The organism is Calditrichota bacterium (genome assembly GCA_014359355.1).
Lineage (GTDB): Bacteria > Zhuqueibacterota > Zhuqueibacteria > JANLFK01 > Oleimicrobiaceae > Oleimicrobium.
Map to the genome: position 1 here is coordinate 1 of JACIZP010000003.1, position 12,016 is coordinate 12,016.

Genomic DNA, 12,016 nt, shown 5'->3' on the forward strand with positions numbered 1-12,016 from the left:
TGCACCAGTGCATGACTGAAAGATAACCCAGACCTGCTCCGCTTCGTAATAGTCCGTGCAAGAGCTGCGGGAAAATTGTCGTTCCATCAAGTGGGGATGCATGGGCGCCGTACGGCCAGGTGGGTGACGCAGCCACGGAGGGCGGTATCTTCATCACGCGGTGGGCGTGCTTGGGAACAAACGGACAACGGTACTGCCCGACCCAAGGAGGTAGTGCTTTGATGAGCCAACGAAGGAACATGATTGAAAATGCCTGCTATCTTCCTGCCGGCAATCGGGGGGATCGTTGCGCAATGGGACGCCACGCGCTTCAGTGAAGTGTCTCTTCCTGGGAAAATGATGAATCGCTTGAGGAGGTCCGGCTACGCCTTCTCCTTTCTCATGGCGTAGCGTAAGCTGCGAAGCAGGCCACAGAGAGGTCGAAGAGCCTTAGCGCCCTCAGTGGAGGGATTGTCAATAGAGTACGCTATCTACGTGGTAGATGCCGCAACGACGCTGCAATATGAAAAACAACTGCGCAAGAGTCAAGAACAAAGTTCGAATTTTCCCGAAGGGCCAGACAGAGCCCCGGTGCCTGCGTCCGAAATGTGCAAAAGGGGGACAGCGATATTTTTCTCTTACTGTCACGGGCCACTTCCCTGATTCCTCTTCATAGCCGCGGGTCGCAGGGGCCGAAGACTCTGTTAGCCCCCAGTGCCCTGTGCGAACATGCGGAAAGCCCTTCATGGTCGAAGCCAATGTCGCTTGCTCTCACGGCAGGTACCGCGGTCTGCCAGCTGTAGAACATGCGGCAAGGCCGTTTCCAAGGTCGCTCGCTTGGGACGGCCAGGGGCGCGATCGGTTTGGCCACCTGCCGCGCGCACCAGGCGTGTCCGTTTCAGGGAGACAGGCATGAGGAAAGGAGAGGAGGCAGGGACGCCTCCCAGGTCCCTGCCAGGAGCAATGCGGCCAGCGCCAGCAGCAAGCTGCCCGCCGACATGAGGAGTGATGCAGTACCATGGGACAGGCCTGCGTTGAGCAGACGGTGATGGATGTGCTCGCGGTCAGCAACAAAGGGGTGAATCCCTCGCCGCGCCCGCCTGATGATGGCCCATAAGGTGTCCGTCACCGGCAGCGCCAGCGAAACCAGAGGCACCAGCAGCATCACCTTTCCGGGCTCGGTGCGGGCACCGGCCACCGTGATCCAGGCAACGAGCAGCCCCAAGAACAGGCTGCCCGAGTCGCCCATGAAAATGGACGCTGGATGCAGGTTGTAGGGCAAGAAGCCCAGCAGCGATGCAATCAGCAGCGCGGCCACAATCACCACGGTCGCTTCGCCATGGGCAAAGGCCAGGCCACCGGCCAGGGCGATGGCGCAGAGCGCCACGCCCACTGCCAAGCCGTCCAGGCCATCGATGAGGTTGATGGCATTGGTGACGCCCACAATCCACAGCAGGGTGAACGGGAGACTGGCCCAGCCGAGGGAAAAGCTGCCTATGCCTGGCAACACCAAGGTTTCGATCTTGAAGCCGAATGCCACCAGCAGCAAAGCGCCTGAGGACTGCAGGAGGAGCTTCAGGTTGCAGCCCAGACCGCGCACGTCGTCAATCGCTCCTACCAGGAAGAGCACCGTGCTTGCCAGCAGCAGGCCGGTGAGCTCTCTTGTCCAGAGCCCTGGTGCCAAGGTGAGGGCGAGGGCGGGGATGACCACTGCCACAAAGAGCGCCGCGCCGCCCAACTTGGGGACCTTACCGGAGTGTACGGTCCTGTGGTTGTGGCGGGCCAGGATGCCGAAGTGGACCGCCAGCCTCCGACAAAGCGGTGTAGCAGTCAGCGCCATGAGCAGCGAACAGCCGGCCAAGCCTATCCAAGGCGTCATAAAGGCAGTTCCTTGTTCATCCTACTCCATGGGTTCGGCAGCGGACGATATCCGCTCAGTAGATGGTTCAGGTTGATACAAAACACTCCCGGCCTCGGCACGCACGCACGCAGCAGAGCCTTTCTGCAACTACCTTGCCACATTGCCGCGGCCCCCTCGACTGATGCGGTGAGGCCCCATCGGCTCTTGCAGGCCCCATGAATGCGCAACCTTGAGGTCACCCAGGCGCCGCGGTGAATCGTTAGCGGGGGCCCTGGACGCTTGAGGCTTCCATTCCCGGCCCTGCTCCTTCCGGGAGCGACTCTCAGTGGCGGGGTGCTTCCCGAGTCTTATGGCGCTAGGGTGAGGCGCATTCTGGACGCGCCCAGTGCAGCGCCCTCCGGAAATACCTTCCCATACCTCATCGTAGAGCCGGATAATGGCACGGGCATTCACCTCGATGTCGAAGAGCTCTTTGCTCAAGGCCATACAATTGCGGCTCATGGTGCGGTACAGGCCCCGGTCGTGGGAAAGCCTCTCCATTGCCCGGACAAACTCCTCCGGAGCCCGCGGCGCGCACAAGAAACCATTGAACCCGTCGCGTACGCACTCGCGGTTGCCTTTGATGTTGCTGGCAACCAACGGCTTGCCAAAGGCCATGGCCTCGATGAGCGTCATGGACAGGCCCTCCCATAGGGAGGGAAGCACGAGCACATCGATGGCCGGATACATAGTCATGGGTTCACGCAGCCAGCCAGTCATGGTCACCTGGCGGTGGTCGGCAAAGCGCCTCGCCAGCGAGCCGTAGAAGGGCCCATCGCCCACGACAAGAAAGTGCACGGGCAGCTCTGTGCAGCGCTCAATGATCGCCGCCAGGGTCACAGGATCTTTTTGCTCCCAGAGGCGGCCGACATACGCAACCACGAAGGCATCCTCCGGGATGCCCCACGCGCGCCGGAAGGATGCCCGGGCCTCAGCGGTATTGGCACTCGCCACCAGCGCATGGTCGACGCCGTTGTACACGGTCACTGCGCGGGAGGTGGGAATCAGTCGTAAGCTGACGGCAAGCTCCCTCTCCTCGTGATTGACGAAGATGACTTTGTCGGTGCACAAGCCGGCGAGCCTCTCGACAAGGCCATACCAGATGCGCTCGCGCCTACCGGAGAACTCATGGAATGGGAGGCCGTGCACGGTGTGGAAGACGACGTCCACCCCTGCCAGGCGCGCGGCCAACCTCCCGAGAGCGCCCGTTTTGGAGGAATGCGTGTGGACGATGCGGAAGCGATGCCGCTTGAACAGGCGCATCATTGTGACCAGGGCGCGCAGATCGTTGAGCGGCTGAATCTGCCGCACCAGGCTCGGCACGAGAAGAGTGCGGGCACCCAACTTGGCCAGCTCTTCGGTCAACTCCCCGGCGGACTTGCACAGAACCCAGATGTCAAAGCGCTGGGGATCTAAACGCCTTAGCACCTCGAGCATGGCGCGTTGCACGCCAGTCATGAGGGGCAAGAGCTGCAGATGGCAGATGCGCATTCTCTGTCTCATCTGCACGAATGCTCCTTCGGCCGGCTGTGCACCAGGCGGGCTAGCTCCTCGGCAGTGCGCGCGCAACAGGTGCGCCAGTCGAACCGGCGAAGATTTTGGTGCCCGCGCGCCACCAGGGTGCGTCGCAACTCTTCATCGTCGAGCAGCCGTGCCATGGCCTCCGTCATCTCCGCTACGTTGTACGGATCAAACAAGAGGGCTGCATCGCCCACAATCTCCGGCAAAGAAGTGGCGCGTGCTGCCGCAACCGGGACGCCTGCCGCCATGCTCTCCAACGGCGTGAAACCAAACCCCTCGAACAGAGACGGCGCCACGAAGAGCTGCGCGTGCTGGTAGACTGCCGCCAGGTCTTCCTCCGCCACAAAGCCAGCGATGACCACGCGACTGCGGAGGCCGAGCTCTTCCACCGTGCGACAGACCTCGGCCGCACCCCAGCTTTTCTTCCCGACGAGCACCAGGTTGCACTCCCGGCCTTTCTGGTCGACGAGAAGGCGGAAAGCCTCTATAAGCCGGACAAAGTTCTTGTGCGGCTCCAAATGACCCACCGAGAGGATGTAGGGCTCGGGCAGCCCGTAGCGTTGCCGCACAGCCCTCCACCTGGCAGCGGGCAAAGGGCGACTGAACGGCGTAGGGTCAAACCCTTCGTGGATGGCCGACACGTGCGCTTCGGGCACTCCTAACACCCGAACTATGTCCTGCTTGCTGAACTCGGAGACGGTGAAGATGTGGCAGGCGCGCCTGGCGCTGCGCCGGATCATGACCCGCAGGTACCAGTGGCGCACTGGCCCGCAGGCCCTTGGCAGGTGAAACCAGCGGAGGTCGTGGATGGTCACTGCCGTGGGTACGGTCACGCCAAGCGGCACATACGAAATGGGCGAATGAAGCAGGTCGATGTTGTGGCGGGCAAGTACCCTCTTCCAGAACAGCGCCTCTTTGCCAATGCGCATGATGGGCCGGAACGATTTGACCGATGTCCGGACGATGGCCCCGGTTTGCTGCCAGAGTGGGGGTGGCACAAAGTCCGACGCTGTGAAGACCACGGGCTGGAACGGCACTTTCTCGGTCAGAAGGTAGTCGATGAGGTGCCGGAGGTAGACGCCCAGGCCTCCGCTCCACTGGTTGAGCACGATGGCGTTAATGCCCACCCGTCTCATTGCTCACCCCCGCGACGAGCGAGGCGCAACTCCTTCTCTGCAGCCAACAGGGCCTGCGGCCAGCGGTCCTTGAGCAGATCTCCGAGGTCGCGCGAAAGCAGCAGGCAGCTGCGCAAAGCCCGCCAGTAATGAGTAGCTAAACCAGACCGCCGTACTAGTGCCACAGGGATGCGCAAGAGCATGCCGAGGAGCAAGATGCGCCAGGCGACGCGGGCCTGCTGCCAGCCATACGTCTGGCCAACGAAATGGCTGACGTTCACGGCGTTGTGACACAGGGCGCGCGCCAAGTGCTGCGTGGCACTGCTGCCCTGATGGTGCCGCACGACCACATCGGGGAGCACCGCCGCCTGCCATCCTGCCTTGCGCGCGCGGAGGCACCACTCCATGTCTTCCCCGTACAGGAAGTGAGCCTCGTCCATTGGGCCTACCTGTGCGACCACCTTCCTCCGCACGGCGAGAAAGGCACCATCTACATAGTCCACCCAGAGGGGCACATCGTCAGACATCTCCTTGTGTCCACCAAACACCGGCGCCGAGGCGAACATGAGGTGTATCTTGGCGAGGTTCGCCACGTTCTGAAAACGTCGCCCGCGTGAGAGAACCTTGCCGTCGGGAGCGACCAAAGTCGCGCCCACAATGCCCACGCGTGGCTGCGCGCACAAGAAGCGCTGGATACGCAAAATCGGCTCTTCGGAAAGCAGGGCGGTATCCGCGTTCATTACCACGAAGAGCTCACCCTTGGCGGCAGCAAGACCCTGGTTCACCGCACGGGCAAAGCCCAAGTTCTCGCGGTTGGCGACCAGCAGCACCTGAGGGTACAGCTGGCGCAGCGCAGCGGTGGTGCCATCTGCCGAGCCGTTGTCCACCACGATCACCTCGAGTCCTACCTGCCGATTCTTGGCGAAAACGGACTCGATGCAACGAAGGGCAAGTTCCTTCGTGTTCCAACTCACGATGATGACCGATGCACCTGCCGGTTCAGGCACCTTCGACCTCCCCGCGCGTGTCTGGCACTTCAGGCAAGACCTTCACGGTGGCAGCTGCAAGCCCGTACCCAAGCCCCAAGAAGAAACGGAACTGCGCCGAAATGAAGCCAAAGAGGAGGTACACACCCATCGTGAGCCAGAACACGCCCAGCCCCACTCGATAGGGACGACTGACCCCGCTCGCACGTGAGCAGAAGCGCAGAAGCACAATGACGGCAACCAAGGAGAACGAGAAGAAAGCGAAGCCGAGCACACCCTCCTCCGCTAGCACCTGCAGAAAGGCATTGTGTGGCTCCAGCACGTCTGGATCCGGAGCGGCAAGTGCAAGGAGGTGCCCCTGCTGGACCAGGGCCCTCGGGAAATTCAAAGAGCCGATGCCCACCAGCGGGTGGCGCACGAACAAAGCCACCGCGGTCTTGAGAAGGAGCATGCGCTCGACGTTAGAGACGTGCCTCGGCGCGAAGAGTTCGGACCAACGATAGAGGAGGATGTTTCTTTCCGCCACCAACAGGAAAAGCAGGATGCCTATTGTCCCCGCTATCAAGTAGGAAAAGTGTCGTGGCGCCACTAAGCGGTAGCGATGGGCAAGAAAGAGAAGCAGCGGGAGGGCAACCCACACGATGCGCGACATGGAGAGCACGGCAGAGAGCAGGCACAGCCCGGTAGCCACCATACTCCAGCCTCTGTCTCGGCGGACAAACGGGAGAACCAGCGCCAGCGCGAAAAGCGCCTCAGGCCCGGGGAAGACGCGATAGCCGAAAAGGGGGATCTGGCCCGCAATGACCGATGCCGCGACTCGGACGATGGCCAAGATTCCGGAGACGGCGAGGGCCCAATAGATGAGGGCAAAGTCCTCTTGGCTCTGCACGTACAGGAAAACGAGGGAAATGAGCACCACTACCTCGGTCCACTTGAGGCCCGATTTGAGGACCAGACGCACGTCCAGCGCATTCCAGCTGGAAAGGGCTATGGCACATAGATAGAGCACAAGAGCCGAAAAGAGCAAGAGAGGCGCCGCGAGGTTTGTGACCTGGAGCCGCAGCCCATTTCTCACAAGCCGTAGCGTAGCTGCCCCGGCAAGAAAGAGGAGCAGAGGGATCTCCAGCAGATGGACATACGTGCCGGCCAGGCGCAGAATCATCGGCGGTCCCTCCGTGCCGCAGGGAGATTGGACTGCAAGGTGCGCGCCAGCCGCGCCGAGGACTGGTCCTGGGTGAACTGCGCGACGTAGTTGCACGAAGCCAAGGAGAGCTTTTCCAGAAGCTGCTGGTCGTCGAGAAGGCGGACTAGGTGAGCGGCTAGCCCTTCCACATCTCCGGGCGGCGCGGTGAGCACCGTCTCCCCTTCCACGGTATAGTCCGGGATACCGCCCACGCGCGTCGCCACGACCGCACACTTGCAGGCCATGGCTTCCAATGGGGGCAGGCCAAAGCCCTCAGTGCGGCTGGTGAACAGGAAGATATCGCAGGAGCAGTAGAGCTGGCGCAGGCGTTCGCCCATGGGGCGAAGGTGGAATTCGGCCTCCTTTGGCACATCTGGGCCGCGTTCGAGGCCGTACATGACCAGCTGCAGCTCCGGATGGGTGCGGCGGGCGAGTGCTACCGCCGCCAGGCCATCGGCAGTGCCCTTCCAGGGCAGCCGGCTGTAGGGCAAAAGCACCCGCCTGGGCTCGTTGAAGCGCTTGTTGTCGTTGTAAAAGACCGCGGGATCGACGCCGTGAATAACCTTTCCCACAACTGTTGCGCTGAATTGCTCGCGCATGAGACGCTCCAGCCAGGTGGAGATCACGATCAGCTTCAGTGGGAGGCGATAGGAGGCATCAACCACCGATCTCGGTCCGCGCCAGATCTCATACCCCATAACAAGGTAGAACTTCTCTCCCTTGCCGGCAGCAAGTTTTGCTACTGAATACGCGGTCGGCCAGGCGGTGGCAATCACGGCGTCGGCGTCCGGCAAGAACCTATCTTTGACCGCCGGCACCCCGCGCAGTGTGGCCCGCAAGGGAAACCAGCTGACGCGATTGCGTTTGGCCAGGTTCGCCGCCAGGCCGCGGAGCTGTTCCCAAGTGGCACGCCAGTTGGCCACTCCCTCGCCAAAGCGGTACGGCAGCAGCGGATAAACGACCGTCACTTGGTGGCCGTGATCGACGAGCCAGTTGGCATGTTCGAACACGATTTTCACCCCGCCAGTAAAACTGGTGAAGGGCAGCACGAAGGTGACTCTCATCAGGATGACCTCCGTCCGGAGAGGGCGAAAAAGGTGATGAACAGGTGCTCACCGATGCGCAAAGCCGACTGCAGGATGGCCAACCCGGCAACGCCATGATATTGCACTGCCGCACCGGCTCCCAGCATCAAGGCCGCGGTGCGGAATAAGGCTGCCCAGAAGACGACATGAGGTGCCTTCAGGCCAAAGGTGGTGTAGGCGACCATCGGTTCGGTCAAGAGTGTCAGCAAGAAACTTGGCATCAGAGCATCCAGGGCCACGGTGCTGGCGTTGTAAGACGGGCCGAAGACCATACTGATGACTGGGCCGCGTACCAAGTAGTAGACCGCCAGCACGCCTACCACCACAGGGCCGCCGCGCGTAAAAAGGCGCAGCAGGCCACGCCGTACCACCGTCGGGTCGTGGCTGGAGGCGAAGCGCGGCGAAAGCGCACTCACTGCGGACAACGTCACCAAATTCACCACCTGCGCGCAGGTGACTGCGACGTCGTATGCTCCGGCTGCCTCCGCGCTTCCGCCCCGGGCCAGGGCAATCACCGCCCAGCGTTGGTAAACGTACATGAGCAGTCCACCCAGGGCAACCCACTTGCCAAAGGCGATCATCCTCTTTAGGTAAGCCCAGTCGGCACTCGGCTGCGGATGAAGCAAAGAGCGGTCCAGAAACGCAAGCGGCACCAGAGTGACCAGCGCGGCAAACCACGGTGCCAAGGCGAGTAGAACCCACAACGATTGCTGGCTGAGCTGCCACCGCTGGTAGAGCCCAAGCGCGCCAGCTGTCCACAGGAGCTGCAGGAGCGCCACTGCTATCAGAAAGCGCGAGTAGGAGCCGAATCGCCTCTTTGTCTGGAAAAGAAACTCCGGCGCATGGCAGATGTTCTGCCCCAGGCCAAAGAGAAGCGCGACGCCGCCCACCCCGGAGCGGGGCATCAGACCGACCATGGTGGCCGCAAACCAGGCGCACCCCAGCACCAGGCTCACGACAACTCTGCCGCGCAGAAAGCTCCAGAAGCGCGCGTGCTGTTGCTCTCTTTGGGCGCCACTCTCTAACACGAGGAACGCTGCCCCACACCCCAGCTCACCGAGTGCGGAGGCGATGTAGCCCCAAGAGAGGAGCACGGCAACCCCGCCGTACACTGCAGGGTGGAGCAGCCGGACCAGAAGCACCGTCTTTGCAAAGGTCAGGGCCGCTGCGCCTACGCGCCCACCCGTGGAGAGGAGGATGTCGCCGTACAGGGAGTGAACCGCAGGCAGCCATCCCCGCTCCGTGGTACCGTGCCTCTGCGCGTGGGCCTTCACAGGTTCAGGCTCAGGATTATATCCCACTCGCCCCGCTCGCCTGGACCGCGATCTGGCCGTTCGGTGCTAGCCCAGAAGTGGCGGTAGGCCACCGAGACAAAGGCGTTGCGCACGACCTGATAGCTGGCGGCTACGCCGGTGGCAGTGGTTCGCTCCCGCACGCCGGCCAGAAAGGGCACGTATTCCGGGTCGCGCGGGTATTCGTGCGGGACGCGCAGATCGCCGCCCACGTTCTGGCCAGCTGGATTCTCCCCATGGCGGCGTACTTCGCCCCAGAGGCGCAGCTCCCACCAGAAAGTGGGGCGGTAGCTTGCCTCCACGTAGAGGTCATCGGCATTAGGACCGATCCAATGGCCAAGACAGGTGGCATAGTGCACATAGCTGGTCACGTCCCGGGCGTGGGAATAGGTAAACGGGCGGACGCGCGCATATTCAATGCGCAGATCCACATCCGCGAGGCCGCACGGATCCACGAGCTGCGCCCCGACTAAGAACGCCGTCTTGTTGCCATAAAACCCGGTGCCAAGCTTGCTGGTGCTCACGTCGTCGATGAACAATTCGCCGTAGAGCCTTGTCTTGGGAATTACCTTGACCTCCAGATCCGCCCCCATGGTGGCGTTGTCGCGGTCGCCCAAGTAGTGCTCTGCTGAACGAAAAAACATCACGGGAATGAGGTAGGCCGGCTCCAGACGCCTGCCGGCAAAGACTACCGTCTCGTACACGGCAATATCCACCCTCTTGCCTAAGGAAAACTCCAAGCGATGGGCCGCCAGTGCCTTCTCCTGATGTCCCCCGTGAAAGAATGTCGGTGAGTAGTGCTGCAGCCAGGCGATCATGCTGGTTAGCTTGAGGTGCGTGCCGGCCACCTGGATCTTCAGTAGGTCGTACGAAGTCGGATGGTCAGAGAGGCCAAGTTGCCCACGCCGTCCTGGTCCCCAGCGATTGCTGTCCTTGCCGTACTGCACGGTGAGAAACGACCAGGTGAAGACCAGGGAAGCGCGTGTCTCGTCGTGATCAGCGGAGGTGCCAGCGCTCCGCACGAAGCCCAGTCCTTCCAGCGTGTAATTGGTGCCGGCCGCAGGATACGTCCTTGTGCCCCACTGCCGGGAGTCGCGCACATCCACCGAGAAACCGAGGCATCTGCCCACCGTCCCCCACAACGTGAAGCCGTTAGTGTCTTCGAACACACGCTCCTGACGAGCGAGGGAGTCCGCCCTGGCAAACTGGCGTCGCCGCACCAAGACTGGGTCCCAAAAGATCTGAAACGGCGGACTGCTAATGGTCAGAAAGTTCCTCCCATTTGCGTAGAGAACATCGGGGAGAAGAGGGTCAAGCCAGCGGCTGTGCACGAGCCTGTGCAGGCGCGTTGGAGCGGCAGTGACCTCAGAACCCAGCCGGCACAGTTCCTCGGCGAACTCGCACTGCAGAAAGGCCAAGGCTTCCGCCTCAACTCTCGTCAAGCGGTCGGTGCTCCCCTGTTTGCCCAAGGCGGCCAGGGCGTGCGCCACCTCCATCCTGGTGAGCGGCCGCGAATTGCCCAAGAAGCCAGGCAGCAGGCCCTTGGTCTCCATGCGTTCCAGGTAGTCGTACACCCAGTGCTGGAGGGGCACGTAAACCGTCTGCGCCTTTGCCGGCCAGGCCAAGCAGACGCAGATGGTCGCAGAAAGGGCCGCGAGCGAGAGGACAACCCTTCGCCTCCTTTCCCCTTTAAAGACAGCCCGCTGACGCGGATCAGGTCCTGCACCGCTGCGCATGGAACTGCTCCAACACGGCGACGATGCGTTGACAGGCGGTGCCGTCGCCGTAGTGGTTGTTGCGCGGTCCCTGGGGGCTAAATGACCGGATAGCATCGACAATGGCCTGGGTGTCGGTCCCCACCAGACAATTCCAACCGTCCGCTACGGTCTCGACCCATTCAGTTTCTGACCGCATGGTAATGCATGGCACGCCGAAGAAGTACGCTTCCTTCTGCACCCCGCCAGAATCGGTGAGGATTGCCCGCGCGTTTCGCTCCAGTTGCAGCATGTCCAGGTAGCTGACGGGCTCTGTGCTCAGCACGTTGGCGGCCCCTTGGAGGAGCTGCTCCAGGCCATGTTCTTTGACAAACCGGCGCGTCCTGGGATGGATGGGGAAGACGATGCGCTCGGCTACGCTGGCAAATGCCGTGAGGATGCTCCGCAGGTGGTCGGCATCGTCGGTACTGTGGGCGCGGTGGACCGTGGCCAAGAGGTAGCCACGCGGGCGCAAGTGCAGCTGGTCCAGCACGGTGGAACGTTGCTCGGCCATTTGCCCAAAGAGGAGGGCCGCGTCGTACATGACGTCTCCGACCAGGTGGACGCCGGCAGTAATTCCCTCGCGCCGCAAGTTCTCCACCGCGGCCTGAGTCGGGCAGAAAAGGAGCTCAGAGGCTCTGTCGGCCAAGACGCGATTGATTTCCTCGGGCATCGTGCGATTGTAACTGCGCAGTCCTGCCTCGACGTGCGCCACCGGGATGCATAACTTTGCTGCGGCGAGCGCGCCGGCCAGGGTAGAATTGGTGTCCCCATAGACCAGCACCACGTCGGGCTTCTCGGCCATCAGCACCCGCTCGATGCGCACAAGCATCTCTGCAGTCTGTTCCCCGTGCGGCCCAGAGCCTACCCCCAGGTTGTACTCCGGCTCTGGGATTTCCATTTCGCGGAAAAACACCTCGGACATGTTCTCGTCATAGTGCTGGCCCGTGTGTACCAGCACCTCCTGGTGTTTCTGCCGCAGCAGCTTACAAAGAAGCGCGGCCTTGATGAACTGGGGGCGCGCGCCGACGATCGAGATGACTTTCACTGATGGGCGTCCTTTCATTTGCGGGCGCGTCTGGCAAGGCGACGCTTGCGTCCTCGTCTCTGGCGCACGAGCTGAACGAGCCCGACGATCCTCTCCCTGGCCAACTGCCAGTCGGCGGCGAGCTCTTTGCCCATATCACGGAACCGCTCCCGG

The 12,016-nt window shown here is 62.1% G+C and carries 9 protein-coding genes; all 9 read right to left on the reverse strand.

Translation table 11 applies throughout. From position 1 onward, the window contains the following. Positions 1-877: 877 nt before the first annotated feature. Entirely contained in the window at positions 878-1,858 is a 981-nt protein-coding gene (locus H5U38_00030) for an undecaprenyl/decaprenyl-phosphate alpha-N-acetylglucosaminyl 1-phosphate transferase (protein MBC7185398.1), read from the reverse strand. 129 nt (positions 1,859-1,987) lie between these two features. Further along, positions 1,988-3,382 (reverse strand): glycosyltransferase family 4 protein, encoded by a 1,395-nt coding sequence (locus H5U38_00035; GenBank protein MBC7185399.1) that lies wholly within the window; start codon positions 3,380-3,382, stop codon positions 1,988-1,990. Further along, complete coding sequence (locus H5U38_00040; protein ID MBC7185400.1) at positions 3,379-4,536, reverse strand: glycosyltransferase family 4 protein; 1,158 nt, start codon at positions 4,534-4,536, stop codon at positions 3,379-3,381. Before H5U38_00040 ends, H5U38_00035 begins: the two co-directional genes overlap by 4 nt. Then, positions 4,533-5,522, reverse strand: coding sequence for a glycosyltransferase family 2 protein (locus H5U38_00045; protein ID MBC7185401.1), 990 nt, complete (start codon positions 5,520-5,522; stop codon positions 4,533-4,535). The genes H5U38_00040 and H5U38_00045 overlap by 4 nt, the downstream gene beginning before the upstream one ends. Continuing rightward, the gene (locus tag H5U38_00050) at positions 5,515-6,663 is read right to left on the reverse strand and encodes an O-antigen ligase family protein (protein ID MBC7185402.1); all 1,149 of its coding nucleotides are present in this window, start codon (positions 6,661-6,663) and stop codon (positions 5,515-5,517) included. Before H5U38_00050 ends, H5U38_00045 begins: the two co-directional genes overlap by 8 nt. Then, entirely contained in the window at positions 6,660-7,748 is a 1,089-nt protein-coding gene (locus H5U38_00055; protein MBC7185403.1) for a glycosyltransferase family 4 protein, read from the reverse strand. The genes H5U38_00050 and H5U38_00055 overlap by 4 nt, the downstream gene beginning before the upstream one ends. Next, positions 7,748-9,043, reverse strand: coding sequence for an oligosaccharide flippase family protein (locus tag H5U38_00060; protein MBC7185404.1), 1,296 nt, complete (start codon positions 9,041-9,043; stop codon positions 7,748-7,750). Before H5U38_00060 ends, H5U38_00055 begins: the two co-directional genes overlap by 1 nt. Then, positions 9,040-10,797 carry a hypothetical protein gene (locus H5U38_00065; GenBank protein ID MBC7185405.1) on the reverse strand — a complete coding sequence of 586 codons (1,758 nt, stop codon included), beginning with the start codon at positions 10,795-10,797 and terminating at the stop codon, positions 9,040-9,042. Before H5U38_00065 ends, H5U38_00060 begins: the two co-directional genes overlap by 4 nt. After that, entirely contained in the window at positions 10,775-11,881 is a 1,107-nt protein-coding gene (gene wecB, locus H5U38_00070; protein MBC7185406.1) for a UDP-N-acetylglucosamine 2-epimerase (non-hydrolyzing), read from the reverse strand. Before wecB ends, H5U38_00065 begins: the two co-directional genes overlap by 23 nt. Positions 11,882-12,016 lie beyond the last annotated feature (135 nt).

Excerpts from the sequence above, each read along its gene's own strand:
- H5U38_00030 (MBC7185398.1), bottom strand. The coding sequence starts at position 1,858 with ATGACGCCTTGGATAGGCTTGGCCGGCTGTTCGCTGCTCATGGCGCTG.
- H5U38_00035 (MBC7185399.1), bottom strand. The coding sequence starts at position 3,382 with ATGAGACAGAGAATGCGCATCTGCCATCTGCAGCTCTTGCCCCTCATG.
- H5U38_00040 (MBC7185400.1), bottom strand. The coding sequence starts at position 4,536 with ATGAGACGGGTGGGCATTAACGCCATCGTGCTCAACCAGTGGAGCGGA.
- H5U38_00050 (MBC7185402.1), bottom strand. The coding sequence starts at position 6,663 with ATGATTCTGCGCCTGGCCGGCACGTATGTCCATCTGCTGGAGATCCCT.
- H5U38_00055 (MBC7185403.1), bottom strand. The coding sequence starts at position 7,748 with ATGAGAGTCACCTTCGTGCTGCCCTTCACCAGTTTTACTGGCGGGGTG.
- H5U38_00065 (MBC7185405.1), bottom strand. The coding sequence starts at position 10,797 with ATGCGCAGCGGTGCAGGACCTGATCCGCGTCAGCGGGCTGTCTTTAAA.
- wecB (MBC7185406.1), bottom strand. The coding sequence starts at position 11,881 with ATGAAAGGACGCCCATCAGTGAAAGTCATCTCGATCGTCGGCGCGCGC.